Source organism: Mycolicibacterium chubuense (assembly GCF_001044255.1).
GTDB classification, from domain to species: Bacteria; Actinomycetota; Actinomycetes; order Mycobacteriales; family Mycobacteriaceae; genus Mycobacterium; species Mycobacterium chubuense.
The window spans coordinates 211139-227971 of sequence record NZ_JYNX01000060.1; the positions used below are offsets into that span (position 1 = coordinate 211139).

Annotated in this window: 20 protein-coding genes and 1 pseudogene; 8 read left to right on the forward strand and 13 right to left on the reverse strand. The window is 68.7% G+C overall.

Translation table 11 applies throughout. From position 1 onward, the window contains the following. Nucleotides 1-2: 2 nt before the first annotated feature. From MCHUDSM44219_RS21795 to MCHUDSM44219_RS21835, 9 genes and pseudogenes are all read right to left on the reverse strand, one after another. Nucleotides 3-449 (reverse strand): MmpS family transport accessory protein, encoded by a 447-nt coding sequence (locus MCHUDSM44219_RS21795; RefSeq protein ID WP_048420307.1) that lies wholly within the window; start codon nt 447-449, stop codon nt 3-5. Nucleotides 450-620: 171 nt separating this feature from the next. Then, nucleotides 621-1709 carry a tartrate dehydrogenase gene (locus tag MCHUDSM44219_RS21800; protein ID WP_048420308.1) on the reverse strand — a complete coding sequence of 363 codons (1089 nt, stop codon included), beginning with the start codon at nt 1707-1709 and terminating at the stop codon, nt 621-623. Beyond that, on the reverse strand, nt 1706-1993 hold the full coding sequence (locus tag MCHUDSM44219_RS29600; RefSeq protein ID WP_174894754.1) for a hypothetical protein: 288 nt from the start codon (nt 1991-1993) through the stop codon (nt 1706-1708). The genes MCHUDSM44219_RS21800 and MCHUDSM44219_RS29600 overlap by 4 nt, the downstream gene beginning before the upstream one ends. Beyond that, the gene (locus MCHUDSM44219_RS21810) at nt 1993-2730 is read right to left on the reverse strand and encodes an SDR family NAD(P)-dependent oxidoreductase (RefSeq protein WP_048420489.1); all 738 of its coding nucleotides are present in this window, start codon (nt 2728-2730) and stop codon (nt 1993-1995) included. Before MCHUDSM44219_RS21810 ends, MCHUDSM44219_RS29600 begins: the two co-directional genes overlap by 1 nt. 25 nt (nt 2731-2755) lie before the next feature. Beyond that, complete coding sequence (locus tag MCHUDSM44219_RS21815; RefSeq protein ID WP_048420309.1) at nt 2756-3520, reverse strand: SDR family NAD(P)-dependent oxidoreductase; 765 nt, start codon at nt 3518-3520, stop codon at nt 2756-2758. Then, the coding region (locus MCHUDSM44219_RS21820; RefSeq protein ID WP_048420310.1) for an MFS transporter at nt 3520-4089 on the reverse strand (570 nt) is incomplete at its 5' end. The genes MCHUDSM44219_RS21815 and MCHUDSM44219_RS21820, both read right to left, overlap by 1 nt. Before the next feature lies 1 nt (nt 4090). Further along, nucleotides 4091-4985, reverse strand: a pseudogene (locus MCHUDSM44219_RS21825) (MFS transporter); the annotation flags it as partial. A gap of 27 nt (nt 4986-5012) precedes the next feature. Continuing rightward, nucleotides 5013-5891: a polysaccharide deacetylase family protein gene (locus MCHUDSM44219_RS21830; protein ID WP_048420311.1), complete on the reverse strand. Its 879-nt coding sequence runs from the start codon at nt 5889-5891 to the stop codon at nt 5013-5015. Nucleotides 5892-5894: 3 nt separating this feature from the next. Further along, nucleotides 5895-6926 (reverse strand): asparaginase, encoded by a 1032-nt coding sequence (locus MCHUDSM44219_RS21835; protein WP_236695545.1) that lies wholly within the window; start codon nt 6924-6926, stop codon nt 5895-5897. Nucleotides 6927-7052: 126 nt separating this feature from the next. On the opposite strand from MCHUDSM44219_RS21835, the gene MCHUDSM44219_RS21840 reads away from it, so the two are divergent. From MCHUDSM44219_RS21840 to MCHUDSM44219_RS21850, 3 genes are all read left to right on the forward strand, one after another. Then, a complete protein-coding gene (locus MCHUDSM44219_RS21840; RefSeq protein ID WP_048420313.1) occupies nt 7053-8141 on the forward strand; it encodes a LacI family DNA-binding transcriptional regulator in 1089 nt (362 codons plus the stop codon). After that, nucleotides 8101-9147, forward strand: coding sequence for an alpha/beta fold hydrolase (locus tag MCHUDSM44219_RS21845; protein WP_053081342.1), 1047 nt, complete (start codon nt 8101-8103; stop codon nt 9145-9147). Before MCHUDSM44219_RS21840 ends, MCHUDSM44219_RS21845 begins: the two co-directional genes overlap by 41 nt. Nucleotides 9148-9227: 80 nt before the next feature. Beyond that, complete coding sequence (locus MCHUDSM44219_RS21850; protein ID WP_048420314.1) at nt 9228-9869, forward strand: class I SAM-dependent methyltransferase; 642 nt, start codon at nt 9228-9230, stop codon at nt 9867-9869. 36 nt (nt 9870-9905) lie between these two features. Here the strand turns inward: MCHUDSM44219_RS21850 and MCHUDSM44219_RS21855 are convergent, their stop codons facing one another. Further along, a complete protein-coding gene (locus MCHUDSM44219_RS21855; protein WP_236695547.1) occupies nt 9906-10406 on the reverse strand; it encodes a MarR family winged helix-turn-helix transcriptional regulator in 501 nt (166 codons plus the stop codon). 115 nt (nt 10407-10521) lie between these two features. On the opposite strand from MCHUDSM44219_RS21855, the gene MCHUDSM44219_RS21860 reads away from it, so the two are divergent. The 4 genes from MCHUDSM44219_RS21860 to MCHUDSM44219_RS21875 all read left to right on the forward strand — a co-directional run bounded on the left by MCHUDSM44219_RS21860 (nt 10522) and on the right by MCHUDSM44219_RS21875 (nt 12874). After that, the gene (locus MCHUDSM44219_RS21860; RefSeq protein WP_236695548.1) at nt 10522-11526 is read left to right on the forward strand and encodes a glucose 1-dehydrogenase; all 1005 of its coding nucleotides are present in this window, start codon (nt 10522-10524) and stop codon (nt 11524-11526) included. A gap of 130 nt (nt 11527-11656) precedes the next feature. Continuing rightward, complete coding sequence (locus tag MCHUDSM44219_RS21865) at nt 11657-12004, forward strand: ANTAR domain-containing response regulator (RefSeq protein ID WP_048420317.1); 348 nt, start codon at nt 11657-11659, stop codon at nt 12002-12004. Nucleotides 12005-12027: 23 nt separating this feature from the next. After that, on the forward strand, nt 12028-12552 hold the full coding sequence (locus MCHUDSM44219_RS21870) for a hypothetical protein (protein ID WP_048420318.1): 525 nt from the start codon (nt 12028-12030) through the stop codon (nt 12550-12552). A 10-nt stretch (nt 12553-12562) separates the two neighbouring features. Next, complete coding sequence (locus MCHUDSM44219_RS21875) at nt 12563-12874, forward strand: hypothetical protein (RefSeq protein WP_048420492.1); 312 nt, start codon at nt 12563-12565, stop codon at nt 12872-12874. On the opposite strand, the gene MCHUDSM44219_RS21880 is transcribed toward MCHUDSM44219_RS21875, so the two are convergent. Both MCHUDSM44219_RS21880 and MCHUDSM44219_RS21885 read right to left on the reverse strand, forming a co-directional pair. Further along, on the reverse strand, nt 12871-14226 hold the full coding sequence (locus tag MCHUDSM44219_RS21880; protein ID WP_048420319.1) for an NAD(P)/FAD-dependent oxidoreductase: 1356 nt from the start codon (nt 14224-14226) through the stop codon (nt 12871-12873). The two genes, MCHUDSM44219_RS21875 and MCHUDSM44219_RS21880, sit on opposite strands and share 4 nt — an antisense overlap. A gap of 42 nt (nt 14227-14268) precedes the next feature. Further along, nucleotides 14269-15123 carry a lysophospholipid acyltransferase family protein gene (locus tag MCHUDSM44219_RS21885; RefSeq protein ID WP_048420320.1) on the reverse strand — a complete coding sequence of 285 codons (855 nt, stop codon included), beginning with the start codon at nt 15121-15123 and terminating at the stop codon, nt 14269-14271. 123 nt (nt 15124-15246) lie between these two features. On the opposite strand from MCHUDSM44219_RS21885, the gene MCHUDSM44219_RS21890 reads away from it, so the two are divergent. Beyond that, entirely contained in the window at nt 15247-15954 is a 708-nt protein-coding gene (locus MCHUDSM44219_RS21890) for a TetR/AcrR family transcriptional regulator (protein ID WP_201778166.1), read from the forward strand. On the opposite strand, the gene MCHUDSM44219_RS21895 is transcribed toward MCHUDSM44219_RS21890, so the two are convergent. Continuing rightward, a complete protein-coding gene (locus MCHUDSM44219_RS21895; RefSeq protein ID WP_157868776.1) occupies nt 15951-16826 on the reverse strand; it encodes an NAD(P)H-binding protein in 876 nt (291 codons plus the stop codon). The two genes, MCHUDSM44219_RS21890 and MCHUDSM44219_RS21895, sit on opposite strands and share 4 nt — an antisense overlap. Between the last annotated feature and the right edge of the window lie 7 nt (nt 16827-16833).

A 16833-nucleotide genomic window follows, 5' to 3' on the forward strand; every position in this document is an offset into this window, starting at 1 on the left:
GTTCATCCGGACTTGTCCAGGCAGAAGGTGTAGGCGTTCAGGGTGTTCACCTGCTTCTCGTCTTTGACCGCGTCGTCGATCGTGATGCGGCAGCCGATGGAGTCGCCGTTCGCCTGGGCGGCGACGTTGACGAACACGGCGGGGTCGGTGGTGACGGCGTCATACGACCAGGGCAGCGGGACGTCGACCGCCTTCTGCGGCTGGGCGTGGACGTCGAGGTAGGTGATGGTCGCGGTGGTGCCGGGCGACCCGAAGACGTCGAGGACGACATGCTTGGGGTTGAACGGGACGATCTGGCTGTCGGATCCGCTGGCGGTCGTCGTGACGTCCTCCGAGGCGAAGATGCCGCGCAGCCGGTACACGGAGAACCCGGCGACCGCGATGACCACGACGGCGACCACCAGCGTCCAGCGTCGGCCGAGCCGCCGGGCAATCGAGACCCGCTGCATGCGTGACCCTTTCAGGAGCGGCGACGCCCACGGACGCGTCCACGTCGGTCCGGCGATCTATAGGGTGACTAATCAACTTCGTTGACGGTACGACACGGCACCGGACTCCACAACATCGGCCGGCGTCCCTGAGTGTCTGCTGGGAAAGTGCTGGGAGCCAGGGCGTTCCGGTCAGGCCCCGGCGGCCGCACGGACCCGTTCGGCGATCGCATCGCCCAGCATGCCCGTGGTCGCCTGTCCGCCCATGTCGGGGGTCAGCACATCGCCGCCGCGCGCGAGAGTGTCCTCGATGGCCGCCACGATCGCGTTCGCGGCCGCGGGCTCACCGAGATGGTCGAGCATCATCGAGGCACACCAGATCTGGCCGATGGGATTGGCGATGCCCCGTCCCGCGATGTCCGGGGCGGACCCGTGCACGGGCTCGAACAGGCTCGGGTATCGCTTCTCGGGGTTGATGTTCGCGCTGGGCGCGATCGCGATGGTGCCGGCGCACGCGGGGCCGAGGTCGGACAGGATGTCGCCGAACAGATTGCTCGCGACCACCACGTCGAACCAGTCGGGGTGCAGGACGAAGTTCGCCGTGAGGATGTCGATGTGGTACTTGTCCACCTCGACATCGGGATAGTTCTCGGCCATCTGCAGAACACGTTCGTCCCAGTACGGCATGGTGATCGAGATTCCGTTGCTCTTCGTCGCCGACGTCAGATGCCGCTTCGGGCGGCGTCGAGCGATGTCGAAGGCGTAGCGGAGGATGCGGTCCACTCCGACGCGGGTCATCACCGTCTCCTGGATGACGGTCTCGCGGTCGGTGCCTTCGAACATCCTGCCGCCGATGCTGGAGTACTCGCCCTCGGTGTTCTCGCGCACCACCACGAAGTCGACGTCGCCGGGGGCCCGCCCCGCCAGCGGGCTCGGCACGCCGGGCATCAGCTTCACCGGCCGCATGTTGACGTACTGATCGAAGTGCCGACGGAACTGCAACAGGCTGCCCCACAGTGAGATGTGGTCGGGGACCACGTCGGGCCAGCCGACGGCCCCGAAGAATATGGCGCCGAACCCTCGGAGCTCGTCGAACCAGTCGGTGGGCAGCATCGCGCCGGTGCGGGTGTAGTAGTCGGCGCTGGCGTAGTCGAAGTGTTCGTAGGCCAGGGTGAGATCGAAGGCGGCCGCCGCCGCGTCGAGCACCTTGAGCCCCTCCAGCACGACCTCGGTTCCGATGCCGTCGCCGGGGATCACGGCGATGCGGTGGGTGTCGGTCATGCGGGGGCTCCGTTCGCGGCGGGGATGCCGTCCAAGCCTGCCGCACTCACGGTGCCCGGGTCGATCCCGGTACGCCCGCTCACCGCGGCGACGAGGTCGTCGTAGGTCCGGCACACCACCGTGGCACCGGTCGCCGAGGTGACCGTCCAGCCCGACGGCAGGGCGACGACGCGGTCGCGCTTCAACAGCGCGGTCATGCGCCGGGCGACTGCCATGCGCCGGCGCGGGCCGCTGACCCACTCGGCGGCCCAATCCGGCGGCGCCCCGGCGCATCCGCCGCACATCAGGGCATCACGTCGCCCGAGTTGGGGCCGAGCACCTGCCCAACGTAGAGGTTGCCGCCGGGGTCGGAGGCGAGCAGGACGGCGGTCGGCGCGATCTCGGCGGGCGTGCCGAACCGACCCAGCGGCAGTTCGGCGCGTTTGTCACGCTTCCACTGGTCGTCGATGCCCTCGACCATGGGCGTGTCGATCGGCCCGGGCGCGATCGCGTTGACGAGCACGCCGTGCCCGGCGTTCTCCAACGCGATCGACTTCGTCATCGCGATGACGCCGGCTTTGGCCGCGGCGTAATGCGCCAGTGAGACACCGCCTTTGAGGGCCAGTTGCGAAGCGACGTTGATGATCCGGCCGCCGCCCTGATCGAGCATGGGCCGCAGCGCCGCCCGGTTCAGGAGGAACACCGCGGTCAGGTCGACATCGATGGTCTCCCGCCACATCGCGGCGGGCATCTCGACCGCGGGTGACTGCGTGAGGATGCCGTGGGAGCAGACCAGGATGTCCAGCCGGCCCTGATCGCCGACGATGGTGTCGACTAGAGCGTCGACGGCCTGTTCCGATGTCGCGTCGAGGATCTCGCCGCGGCGGGCGCCGATCTCCGCGGCGACCTCGGCCACCCGTGGGTCGCGGTCGGCGATGACCACCTCCGCGCCCGCGTCGACGTAGGCGGCGGCGATCGCCCGGCCGATGCCCGACGCCCCGCCCGTGACCAGTGCACTTCTACCTTCGAGCACCGTACTCATCACCTCATCCACCGATCATGTTGTGTCAGTCGCGCATCGCCACGGTCAGTGCGCCGTCGACGACGATCGCCTGACCACTGACGTAGGACGCCTGCGGGCTGGACAAGAAGGCGATGACCTCGGCGACCTCGCGCGGGTCACCGACGCGGCCCCATGGGATGTAGCCGCCGGCACGTTCGAGCCCTTCGGGGCCCAGCGAGTTGACCGCGTCTGTGGACTGCGGCGTTCTGATGAGCCCCGGGATGATCGCGTTCGCGCGAATCCCGCGCGGCCCGTATTCGACGGCGAGGCTGCGTACCAGACCCAGCACTCCGGCCTTGGCGGTGGCATAGTGCGCGTGCGCCTGCCAGCCGTACACCCCACCGGCGATGGACGAGATTGCCGTGACCGATCCGCCATCGCCCATGTGCCGCAGGCCCGCCCGTGCCGTGCGCATCACCCCGTGCAGGTCGACGTCGAGAAGGTCGTGCCACTGCTCGTCGGAGAGGGTGTCGAAGGCGGCCTCGCGCAGGATGCCGGCGTTCGCGACGGCTACGTCGAGCCGGCGCCACGTCGAGACCAGCGTCTCCGCGAAGGCGTCGACGGAGTCCGTGGACCTGACGTCCACCTCGACGATCATCCCTTCCCCGCCGCCGTCGCGCACGTCTTTCAGCGTCGTTTCGGGGTCGTGCGGATCGCCCGGGAACGTGCCGATGCCGACACGAATCCCCCTCTCCGCCAGGCATACTGCTGTCGCAGCACCGATTCCCGACGCGGCGCCGGTGATCATCGCGACCGGCTGATCGGACATCACTGCACCTCCGTGATGGTCTGGGCGCGCTGCATCGCCTCCGAGGCGCTGGGCGGGGCGACCTTGCGGGCGCCGAGCACCACGACACCGGAGATGACCGTGCCCAGCGCTCCCACCCACAGCGCCGCGGTGGAGTACCCGATGCTGGCCGCGGTGAGCCCGGTGAGGATGAAGCCGGAGATGATCGCACCCGGCTGCGACATCGCGCCGATGAACGCGCTTCCCGTTGCGCGGCAGTCGGTGTCGAAGCACTCGGCCTGGAAGAACATGATCGCGGCGTAGGGCCCGAGCAGGAAGAACAGCCCCATCATGTAGGTGACGAGGACGTAGCCGGGGTTTGACGGCCCGAGCAGCATCGCCGCGAAGAACACCCCGGCCGCCAGCCATCCGACGGCGATGGTGTTGCGGCGGCCGAACCGGTCGCCGGCCCAGCCGTGGGCGAGGTAACCCGCGATGCCGACGATGTTGGACAGCACCACCAGGATCAGCGTGCTGGAGGCGTCGATGCCCTTGCCCAAGGAGTACCGCGACAGCGTGCTGCCGCCGCGGGTGTCGGCCCGCGTGGCCATNAAGCGGAAGGCGACCGATGCGGGTTCGTGACGTCGAGTGGGCGACGCTCGCCGACTCCGTCCTGTCCCGAGAATGTCTGGATGCCGAACCAGTTCAGCAGCCACGCCAGCGACAGCACGACTGTGTTGCGCAGGTGCTTGCCGGTGAAGATCCGCTTCATCGGTGCCGCGGTCTGCTCCACGGTCGCGGTGGCGGCGGCCAGGGCGACCGCTTCGTCGTTCTTGCCTTCGCGGCGCAACGCGCGGATGCGGTGCTGCGCCTCGAACTGTGGGCTCTCCTTGAGCGTGCGACACAGCAGGGCGACGAGAACGGCGGGAATCGTGGCCAGCAGGAAGGCTATTCGCCAGGCGTCGGCCCCGAAGATCGCGGTGATCACGGCGACGAAGCCCGCGGCCAGAAGCGCACCCGTCGGCCAGCCGGTCTGCACCATCGAGTAGACGAACCCGCGGCGCTTCTTGATCGCCTCGTCCTCGGTCACCTCGTAGAGCTCGTTGAGGTAGGTGGCGTTCACCGATTGCTCGGCCAGGCCCAGCCCGCTGATCGATCGGACACCGATGAGTGACGCCGCACCCATGGTCGCGGCGGTGGCCGCCGAGGACGCGGCGGTGCCGCCGACGGAGATGATCATCCCCTTGCGCCGCCCCAGCTTGTCGACCATAGGGCCGACGGCGAGGACGACGATCGCGGTACCGACGCTGACCAGGGTGGAGACCAGCAGCGCACGGCTCGTCGACCAGCCGAACGACTCCGAGATGCGCGGCAGCAGAGTGCCGAACAGGATGAAGTCGTACACCGCGATGGTCCAGGCGATGAAGGAGATGCCCGACGCCCGGCGCGTCTCTTTCCCGGTGACCCGCCGCAATCCGGGGACCTTCGGGGTGTGAGGTGTTGACATGAGACTGAAACCCTTCGTGTGGGTGGATCAGTTGCGCGGACGCCGTTTCTTGAAGTCCTCGGCGATGGTGTTGAAATTGGCCCAGGTGACACCGTCATGGGAGTTGATGTGCTCGATCAGACGCTCGAGCATGAGCAACACCTGGGGCCGTCCTGAGACGTCGGGGTGAATGGTGAAGGTGAACACCGCGTACTCCGATTCGCGGTAGACCCAGTCGAATTGGTCGCGCCACATCTCCTCGATATGGCGCGGGTTGACGAACCCGTGGCTGTTCGGGCTGCCCTTGATGAACATCATCGGGGGCAGGTCGTCGAGGTACCAGCTGGCCGGAATCTCGACCAGGTCGGTCTCCTCACCGCGCACCAGAGGCTTCATCCACTCGGCCGCCGGCTTGTCGTAGTCGATCGGTGTCCACGAGTCGCCGACGCGCACGTAGTACGGCTCGAAGTCGCGGTGCATCAGCGAGTGGTCGTAGGTGATGCCGCGTTCAACCAGCAGTTCGTTGGTGACCCGGCTGAACTCCCACCACGGTGCGACGTAACCGGTGGGCCGGTTCCCGGTGCGGGTGGTGATGAGATCCAGGCAGTAATCCAGGATCTCGGATTCCTGTTCGCGCGTCATCGCGATCGGGTTCTCGTGGCTGTAGCCGTGCACCCCGATCTCGTGGCCGGAGGCGACCACGGCGTCGAACTGCTCGGGGAACGTCTCGATGGAGTGGCCGGGCCAGAACCAGGTGGCGGGCAGGTCGTACCGCTCCAGCAGGGCGTTCAGGCGGGGCACGCCGACCTCGCCGGCGAATACTCCGCGGGAGATGTCGCCGGGCGAGTTCTCACCGCCGTAGGAACCGAGCCATCCGCCGACCGCGTCGACGTCGATGCCGAACGCCACGAAGATTTCTTTTGCCATGAGTCATTCCTCCTTGTTGTCTTCTTCATCGGCAAGGTCTGCACAGGCCGCGATCATCGATCTGACCCGGTCGGGCTCGGCCTTGTTCTCAGAGAGCCACAGCGCCAGCAGGATTCGCAGCTGAGTGGCCGGTAGTCCCGATGCGGTGGGCACACCGGCGGCCACCAGGTCGGCCCCGCCGCCGTCGCCGTAGACGCCCCGCACCGGCCCCTCGGGCACCCTGGTCGACAGCACGACGGCCACGTCCGTGCCGACGAGTCCGCGGATCGCCGTCACCACCACCGGATTGGCGTTGCCGATGCCGGTGCCGGCCAGCACGATGCCGCGAGCGCCGGCCGAGACGGCTGCGGCGATCAGCACATCGTCGGCGCCCGGATACATCTCGAGCAGATCGACCCGCGTACCGTCGAATGCGGAGGTCGGGCGGGGCAGCGGCGGGGGACGCCGGGGCACCGCGTCGACGGTCACGGTGCCGTCGGACACCGTCCCGACGGTGCCGCAGGCGGCCGACCGGAACGCATCGAGCGCAGTGGTGTGCACCTTGCGGGTCGCCCGCGCGGGCAGCACCCGCCCGGCGAAGACGATCAGCACGCCGAGACCCCGGCACTGCGGTGCCGCGGCGGCGAGCACCGCGTCCGCGAGGTTGCGCGGGCCGTCGCCGTCGAGCGCGTCGCCGGCCCGCTGCGCACCGGTGAGGACGACCGGTCGCTCGTCGTCGTGCACCAGGTCGAGCAGGATCGCGGTCTCCTCCATCGTGTCGGTGCCGTGCGTGATCACGATGCCGTCGACGGGGTCGTGCGAACGTCGCAGCAACGCGTCGACCGCGTCGCTGATGGACCGGAGATGCCCCAGCGTCATGCGGTAGGAACCGACCGTCATCAGGTCATGGGTCTCGACCTCGATGTCGCCGAAGACCGCGCCCTCCAGAACCGCGGCGGCCGTGCGCGTGGCGACGACGCCGCCCTCGGTGGCGGTCGAGGCGATGGTGCCGCCGGTGGCGATCACCGCGATCCGCGTCATCCCGCGTTCTGACATGTACCGAGTGAACCACGACACAATCGTTGTCCGCAATCGTTTGTGTAACTTCGGACAAACGTTTGTGTAAATCGCCACGTAACATTCGGGCGTGTTGTTAGGGTGAGTCCCACATCACGGAGGTGGATGGCGGTGGCGGCACAACAGGGTCCGATGACCCTACGGAAGATCGCCGATGAGCTCGGTGTGAGTCCGTCCACGGTGTCTCGCGTCCTGGCCACTCCCGGCAGCGAGGCGCTGCGCTGGGGTTCCGCCGACACGGTCGCGCGGATCCGCGCGTTCGCCGAACAGCACGGCTACTCCCCCAACCCGCAGGCGTCGAGTCTGCGCACCCGCCGCTCCGGCTTGATCGGCGTGCTGGTGCCACGGCTGCAGGACTACGTGCTGGCAACCATCTACGAGGGCATCGAGGAAGCCGCCTCCGAGGCGGGGCTGTCGACGTTCGTCACGAACTCGCGCGACGTCACCGAGAACCAGCGCGCACGCACCCGCATGATGATCGACCGCCGCGTCGACGGTCTGATCTACGGCGACGCCCACCTCGACCACGAGTTCCTCGACGAGGTGCACGAGCAGGGCATCAAGTTCGCGCTGGTGTCGCGCAGCGCGGGGAACTATCCGTCGGCGACGGTCGACGACCACAAGGGCGGATGGCTCGTCGGCCAGCACCTCGCCGAGACCGGCCGGCGCGACGTGGCGATCCTGGCGGGCCTGGAGTTCACCTCGACGGCCCGACTCCGATCGACCGGCTGTGTGGAAGCCCTGCGGGCCAACGGGATCGACGTTCCGCCCGAGCGCATCGTGTACTCCGGCTTCGATCCTGCCGGCGGCCGTGCCGCCATCGAGCAGATCCTGGCCGGCGGTTCGGTGCCGGATGCGATCTTCGCGACCAACGACTTCGCGGCCATCGGCGCCTTCGGAGTTCTGCGCGACCGCGGCATCCACGTGCCCGACGACGTCGCCCTCGTCGGTTACAACGACACGCCGCTGGCCGAGGGCGGTGCGGTCCCGTTGACCACCATCCGCTCCCCGATGCACGAAATGGGTCGGTGCGCCGTGGGATTGCTGCTCGAGGTGCTGGCCGGCAGACAGCCCGAGTCGGTGGTCCTCGAACCGGAGCTGATCGTGCGCGGCAGCAGTATGGCGTCGGGCACGAACGTCGTAGGCTCGATGGGTGCTGGGCCCGCCCGGGATTCGGTTCCTGTCCCTCGGTGACCGCCGGCTGGCGTACGAGGTGCGCGGGCCGGCGGACAGCGCTGAGCCGCCGCTGATCGCCCCGGCCTGGTGGGTGAGTCACCTGGAGCTCGACTGGCAACACCCCGGCGTGCGCCGGTTCTGGGACGGCGTCGCCGCCGACCGGACGCTGATCCGCTACGACCGCCTCGGCGCCGGCATGTCGGACCGGGAGGTGCGCGAATCCGACCTGACGCTCGAGCACGAGGTGGCGACGCTGCGCGCGCTCTGCGATGGGCTCGGGCTGGACCGGGTGTCGCTGGTGGGCGGATCGTCGGGAAGCTGCACCGCGGTGGCGTTCGCTGCGACGTATCCCGAGCGCGTGGACCGGCTGGTGCTCTACGGCAGCTACGCCTATGGCGCTGAGCTGACTCCGCCGGGGGTGGCCGACGCGATCGTGGCGGCGATCGACGCGCACTGGGGCCTCGGATCGCGGGTACTCGGTGACATCTTCCTCAGCGGCGCCGACAGCGCCGAGCACGACCGTTTCGGGCGCCTGCAACGCGAGTCGGCCACCGCGCAGACGGCCGCAGCGCTGCTGAGGCTGGTCTACCGACTCGACGTGCGCGACTGCCTTGCCGGCGTGCGCGCACCCACCACCGTGGTACACCGCCGCGACGACCGGGCCGTCCCCTACCGACTCGGACGCGAGGTCGCAGCCGCCATCCCCGGCGCGACATTCGTTCCGCTGCAAGGTACGTCGCACTTTCCCTGGCACGGTGACGTGGACCCCGTCGTTCGCGCCTGCCGAACCGGACTGGCGGAGGCGCAACCGGACGAGCAGTCGCCCGACCCCGGACCGCTCTCGTCGCGCGAGCGGGAGGTGCTCCGCTGCGTGGCGCGCGGACTCAGCGACCACGAGATCGCCGAGCACCTGGTCGTCAGCCCGCACACCGTGCACCGTCACGTCGCCAACATCCGCCGCAAGCTCGGCAGCCCGTCCCGCACCGCCGCGGTCGCCGTCGCGGCTCAGCTGGGCTTGCTTTGACGTCACCCGAACCGGCCATCGGGCCGCAATAGCCGGCTCGGGCGATGCGCCCACCCTGCTCCCACCCCTACCTTCAGGACATGAACCAGGCCTGGCTGCGCGTGATGGCACTGCTCTACGACCCGTTCCTGTGGTGGGGCGAGGCCGTCGGAATGCGGCGTCGGCGGCGCGCTGTGCTCACCGCCGCCCACGGGCGCGTCCTCGAGATCGGCGCCGGCACGGGCCTGAACCTCCTTCACTATCCCGACAGCGTCGATGAGCTGCTCCTCACCGAGCCCGAGCCCGGGATGCGGCGGCGGCTGGCCAGGCGGCTCGATCGGCACGGCCGCGCCGCCCGCATCATCGACGCTCCTGCCGAACGGCTGCCCCTGCCCGACGCGTCCGTGGACACCGTCGTCGCGACACTGGTGCTGTGCACCGTGGCCGACCCCGAACGCGCCCTGCGCGAGATCGCCCGGGTGCTGCGCCCGGACGGGCAGCTGCTGTTCATCGAGCACGTGCGTGCGCAGTCGCGGTGGCTCGCCGTGTGCCAGGACGCGATGCTGCGGCCGTGGCGGGCGTTCGCGGGCGGATGTGTCTGCAACAGAGCGACTTTGGAGACCATGAGTGCCTGCGGCTTCACCACCGAGACCGGCGATGCGGCCTGGCACGGAATGCCGGCCATCGTGCGTCCGCTCGTCGTCGGGCACGCGAGGGTGTCGTCTCACCTGCCGGTGCACTGATCGTCCGAACAGGCCAGTTCGCGCTGGGCTCTGGTGTCAGACCAGCATCTGCCGGTACTCCTGAGCCGGCTCACCGGCGGCGGTCGCGAAGTCCTCGAGGACCGCAGCCAGCAGGTCGCGCTGCTCGGGCGCCATCTGTCGCAGAGCCCGCCGGATCGCGTTGCGTCGGTGCCGGATCACCCCGTCGATCAGCGCCTGCCCGTCCGCGGTCAACGTGAGCGCGATGTTGCGCCGGTCGGCGGGGTCTTCACGCCGGTCGACCAGGCCGATCTTCAGCAGCCGATCGACGAGCCGACTGGCGTTGGACGGATTGACCTGCAGCGCGTCTGCAACAGCGGCGAGGTTCATCGCGCCGCGGGTGGCGATCATCATCAGCACCCGGAGCTGGGGCACGGTCACCACGTCGTCGACGGTCATGATCGACGCCGCGGTGATCCCGACCAGCGCGCGGGAAGCCCGCATCACGGACTCGATCTGGTCGTTCGTCACACCCGAAGTGCTGCGCTCGGCCATCCCGCCCCCGCTCGTCAGAGTCATCAGTTCTCAGTGCACAAATATTGCTTGTTTGCAACAAGTGCGTACTGGCAAGTCATGGTACATGCAGGCAATGACGGTGCGGCCGGGAAGCGCCGGAACACTCCGTGTGGACGATATGGGCGAGCCGCGACCCGGACCCGACGACCTGCTGGTCGACGGTCTCGCAGTCGGCGTGTGCGGAACGGACAAGGAGATCGTCAGCGGGCGCTACGGATGGGCACCAGCCGGGCGGGACAGGCTGGTGATCGGCCACGAATCGCTGGGTCGGGTCACCGAGGCCCCACCCGGGAGCAGCTTTCACACAGGTGACCTGGTGGTCGGCGTCGTGCGCAGGCCCGACCCGGTGCCGTGCCGGGCTTGCGCCCGTGGCGAGTTCGACATGTGCCGCAACGGCCGCTACACCGAGCGGGGCATCAAGGAGATCGACGGCTACGGCGCGCAGCGCTGGTGTGTCGAGGCCGACTATGCGATCACGATCGACGAGCGACTCGCCGACGTAGGCGTGCTGATGGAACCGACCACCGTGGTCGCCAAGGCCTGGGAACAGGTGTGGCGGATCGGACAGCGCGCCTACTTCGAGCCCGAACGCGCGCTGATCACCGGAGCCGGGCCCGTCGGTCTGCTCGCGGCCATGCTCTCGGTGCAGCGGGGGCTCGACACGCACGTCCTGGATCGGGTCACCGACGGACCCAAACCGGGCATCGTCGCAGCGCTGGGCGCGACCTATCACCACGACGACATCGACACCGTCGCGGCACGGCTCCAGCCCGACGTGGTCATCGAGGCGACCGGTGCCGGACCCGTGGTCTTCGGGGCCATCGCGAATACGTCGACCTACGGAATCGTCTGCCTCACCGGGGTCTCCGCGGCAGGGCGAGGGCTGAAGATCGACGCCGGCGCGGTCAACCGCGAGCTGGTGCTCGAGAACGACGCCGTGGTCGGCTCGGTCAACGCCAACCTGCGGCACTACCGTCAAGCCGCCGATGCGCTGGCCAGGGCCGACAAGGACTGGCTGGCCGGCCTGATCACCCGCCGCGTTCCCCTGCACCGCGCCGCTGACGCGTTCACCGCCGAACCCGGCGACGTGAAGGTGATCGTCACCCTCGATGGCTCGGACTGAGCGTGACATAGCGAGCACAGCATCTCCACCCGCGCAAATGCTGACTTGTGGGCAATCATTGCGACAACGCATCTATTCACGTAGAAAGGAGGTAGCACTCCTGTCCACGACGGAAGCAGGAAGAACGACCATGACCGGTGCGCTCACTGCCTCGGATGTCACCGACCCCGACGTGGAGGATCTGCGCCGCGAGGTCGCCCAGTTACGCGAAAAGCTCACTACCCAGCCCGTCATCGAACAGGCCAAAGGGATGTTGATGCAGACTTTCGGCTTGGACGCCGGCGGTGCGTTCGACATCCTCCGGGTGCTGTCGCAGAACGGCAATGTCAAGCTGCGCAGCATTGCAGGAGAGATCGTCGAGGCCTGGACACGTGACGGACCTCGAGCCGACTTCGACCGCGCCTCCGATCTTCTCGTCGACCTCCGCGAACGCCTGCGGGGCAACCACCCCTGGCACGGCGCGGATGCCGACGGCTGACCGATACACCCGACACGAGGAGAATGACGATGCGGCCATCATCCCGTCGCCTGACGGGAATCGTGCTGTCGTTGTGCGCCTTTTCCATAGTGACTCTCACCGGTTGTTCCGACACCTCCCGGCCGGGTTCGTCCAACCGCGGCTCGGGATCCGCACCGGGAGCCGTCACCATCGAGAATGCCTTCATCGTCCCCACTTTCGTGCCCGGACACTGCGCCATCCAGCAGGGCACGGGCGGCAGGCTTCGCTTCACCGTGAGCAACGCGCGGCCGGCGGGCCAGGTGCGCCTCGACTCCATTTACACAGAGGCGGTCGCCGATTCGAACATCCTGGTCGGCGTGGACATACCCGCCAAGTCCAGCATCGGCTTCGGCCAGCCCAGTGCCGCGCAGGTCGACCAGGCGGGAGCCGTTCCCGCAGTGCGGCTGGACGTCATCGATCCCGGGCTACGACCGGGCATGTCGGCCGACATGACGTTCCGCTTCGACCAGGCCGACGACGTCACGATGGCCGTCCCCGTCGAGGCCTGCCCGACACAAGACAGGTGAGGTGCGCTTCATGCGATGGATACTGCTGTTCACGGGAGTGGCCGCCATGTTGGTCGGCGGCGTGGGACTGCTGACCCCGGTCTCGGTAGACCCCCGGCGTGTGGTCGTCAGCTGCGGGACCGCGGTGTCACCGGACATGCCCGTTCCCCCCGGGGACGATGACGCGGCGGTCGACCCGGATTACGCGCGACTGTGCCGCATGGAAGTGACCGATCGGCGACTCTGGACCATCACGCTGTTGGTCGTCGGTGCAACGACGACCGCCGCCGGAGTCGCTTACGCCCGACGGCGCGCCCAGGCCGCATCGAACCGGCTGCGCTAGGCCGACTTCTCCTGCCGCGCGGTATAGCTCTGGTGCACAGGCGATTCCCAGGTGTACGGCTCGTCCGGATGTCCGGATCCGCCGAGGATGAATGCCCGGTCACTGCGATTGGCTCTCGCGATCGTGGCCAGCCAGGTGCCGACGGTACTGAACCGGTTCCGCACCCCGGTGAGAAAGGCGATGTGGATGAATCCCCACCCGAGCCATCCGAGCAAGCCCGCGAGTTTGATCGGACCCGCCTGCAGCAGCGCGTTGCCGCGGCTGATGTAGGCCGCCGATCCGAGGTCGCGATAGCGGTAGTTCTTCCGGCGCTCGCCGCGCAGTTCGCGGCGGATGCAGGCCGCGGCGTGCAGACCGCCCTGCATGGCGTTCTCCGCTACCCCGGGGAGTCCGTCGCGCCCGGCGAGGTCACCGATGACGAACACCTCCGGATGCCGGGGCACCGACAGGTCGGCGTCCACCGCGATGCGTCCCGACCGGTCGGTCTGCGCGCCCAGCGCGGCGGCGACATGCCGCGCGAAGGGCACGGCTTCCACGCCTGCGGTCCACAGCACCGTGCGCGTCGCATACTCCTCGCTCGGGCCACCGTCTTTCGGGCTGACCGTCACGCCGTCGCGCCGTACATCGGTGACGTGGGCGCCGAAATGCAGTTCCACACCGAGCTCCTCGAGCGTGTGCTGTGCGCGATCGGCAAGCGCCGGCGCGAAACTCTTCAGCACCCGGTCGCCGCCGTCGAACAACAGCACCCGCGCCTCCTCAGGATCGATGCTGTGGAACTGATTGGCCAATGTCCGTGTCGCCAATTCCCTGATCTGCCCAGCCAATTCGACACCGGTCGGGCCGCCCCCGGTGACGGCGAAGGTCAGCCACTGGTCGCGGTCGGGGCCTGGCGGCAGCGTCTCGGCGATCTCGAACGCGGCGAAGACACGACGGCGGATGCTCAGCGCGTCGTCGAGCGTCTTCATGCCGGGCGCCCAGGTCGCGAACTCCTCCTTGCCGAAATAGGACTGCCGCATGCCCGCCGCGATCACCAGGTAGTCGTAGTCGAGATCGAAGGTGGTCTCGTCGGGACGGCGCGCGGTGACGCGGCGCGCGTCAGCGTCGAGCCGGACGGCTTCACCGAGCAGGGTGGTGACGTTGTGATGGTGTTCGAGCTCCTGCCGTAGCGAACGGCTGATCTGTCCGATACTGAGAGTCCCGGTGGCGCACTGGTACAGCAGCGGCTGGAACACATGGCATGCCGCACGGTCGAGCAGCGTGACATCGGCGTCGACGTTCTGGAAGCGACGGGCGCAGAACAGTCCGCCGAAGCCTCCGCCGACGATGAGGACCTTCGGACGAGAATTACCCATACCCCGGCGGTACCCGTTCCCGGCCCGATTACCCCCGAGGCGTCATCCGGCGAGCGCCGGGCGCAGAGCACGCCGCCAGGCGAGCGGATTGAGATTGCGGAACGGATCGTTCTCGCGCCGCGTCCGCAGGTCGTCGAGGATCTCCTCCAGCGCGGTCTGCGTCTGTTCCTTGACGGTGGCCTCCCACTGCGCGGCCGGTGTGCGCGCGGGCCGGGTCGTGTCGATCGGGGAGCCGAACCGCAGGTACATCCGCTGCGGCCGCGGCACCATCGTCGGGCCGATACCGCGCATGAGCGGGATCCCGACGCCGGTGACGCCGTGCAGGCGTTCGCCGAGGCCGCGGGTCATCCGCTCCCAGGTGCCGCCGCGCTCCACCAGGCTGTGATAGACGTCGTCTCCACCGACCAGCCCGACGGGGACGATCGGGTAGTCGTGGGCGATGGCCAGCCGGGCGAACCCGCTGCGTCCCTGCCAGAGCAGCTGGTACTCCTCGCCTTTGAACTTGAGCATGTCCCGCCCCCCACCGGGGAAGACCAGCACCGTCTCGCCCTGGCGCATCAGCTCGGCGCCGGTCTCGGGGTCGCCGACCACCGCGCCGGCCGCCTCCATCACGTCGCGGCCGATGCCGCGCATGTCGGCAAGCTGGCGGGTGGCCAGCCCGCGGACGCGGACACCGAGCTCGCGGTGCACGAAGTAGGGGGTCAACACGATCTCGGCCCATCCCGAGGTGGTGTGGTTGCCGACGAGCAGGAAACGTCCGTCGCGCGGCAGGTTCTCCAGCCCGTCGACGTAGATCCGGGAGAGGTCGACGACGGGTCCGATCAGGTCGGCGACGGTGAAGATCGCCTTCTGCACGGCCTGAACTCGGCCGGCTCGATCAACGAATGGATTGGTCACGGTGGTCTCCTCGTCCCGGGATGCCGATCGACGGTCGACACCGAGCGTACCCGAGGAACTGACCAGACGACCGATTTGGTCAGTTTGATCAGTCAGGGTCCGCCGATCGCTATAGTCACCCCGGTGAGCCCTGCGCCCGTCGGCCTGCCCGAACAGCACTCGACCAAGGCGGCGCGCCTGCTGGCCGCGGCGAGTGACCTGCTCCTCGGCCGGGGTGCGCGCGGCTTCACCGTGGCCGACGTCGCCCAGCGCGCCCACGTCGGGAAGGGCACGGTCTACCTGTACTGGCCGACCAAGGAGGATCTGCTCATCGGCCTGCTCGGTCGGGGCTTTCTCGGCCTGCTGGACGACCTGATCCGTCGACTCGGCGACGAACCCGACCTCGCGCGTCCGTCCCGGTTCTGCCCGACCATGCTGGACGTCGCGACGAGCCAACCGCTGCTGGCCGCGCTGCAACGCCATGACGACGACCTGCTCGGCATGCTGACCGACCATCCGCGCTCGGTCGCTCTCCACGAGGCGCTCGGCCCGAGCGCGGTGATCGGTGCGGTGCTCCCGGTGTGGCGCCGCCATGACTTGGCCCGAACCGATTGGGACACAGCTGATCAGGCGTTCGCACTGCACGGACTCGTCACCGGAATCGCGTTGTCGATCGTTGGTCCTGCGCCGGGTCCCCGTCCCGCGGACTCTCCGCTCACCGTGCTGGGCGCCTCGGTGACCGCGCTGCTGGGGCCCGAGCGAGCGACTCAGAAGCAGATTCGTTCAGCGGCAACCGACATCATCGAGTTCCTGAACCGCGGCCGGGAAACCGCGCTGGGGCTGATCGCCTAGGTCCAGGCCCGATCTCGCCAGCGCCATGCGGCGTCGAGCAGGAACTCGTGCAGTGAGCGCGGCGGGCGGCCCAGCAACCGCTGTACGTCGTCGGTGACCGGCTGGTTGCGACCGATTTTGGTCAACGTGTAGACCGCGGACATGAATCCGATGGTGTCCCAGCCGACTCCGCGGCGCCGCAGTCGCACGGCGAACCGTGGCAGGCTGGGGTTGACGTAGCGGATCGGGCGGCCCAGCGTGGCCGTCAGTTCAGCGGCGACCTCATCCATGGTCAACGGCGTCGGCCCGGTGAGGTGGTACACCGCGTCGCGATGGGCATCCGGGTCGGTGAGTACGGTCGCGGCCACCTCGGCCGCGTCACGCGCATCGATGAACGTCGTCTTGCCCCTGCCGGCAGAGATGAAGAGTTCGTCCGCATCGGCGATGTCGACACCGTGGGTGGAGATCGCCCGGTGCAGATTCTGCATGAAGAAGCTGCACCGCAGAACGGTGGCCGACATGGCCGAATCGCGCAGTGCGGCCTCCACTGTGTGGTGCGGGATGAAGCGCGCCCGGTCGGCGCCGAACACCGAGACGTACACGACGTGGCGGCAGCCGGCGCGCTCGGCGGCGTGAATGAACGGCACGATCGCCTGGCGCGCGGCACGATTCCCCGGCAGCGGAAAGAGCAGGAACAACGCCTCGACGTCCTCGAGCGCCTGAGCCCACGTGGTGCGATCGAAGAAGTCCAGGCGCACGGGCTCGGCCGAGGTGCCCCCCGCGAGCTGCACGGGATGGCGGCTACCGACGCGCCAGGGTCGCCGGTATCGCCGGCCGAGAAGGTCGACGAGCTCGTGGCCGACGTTGCCCGTCGGGCCGGTCACCAGAAGCACGCGGATC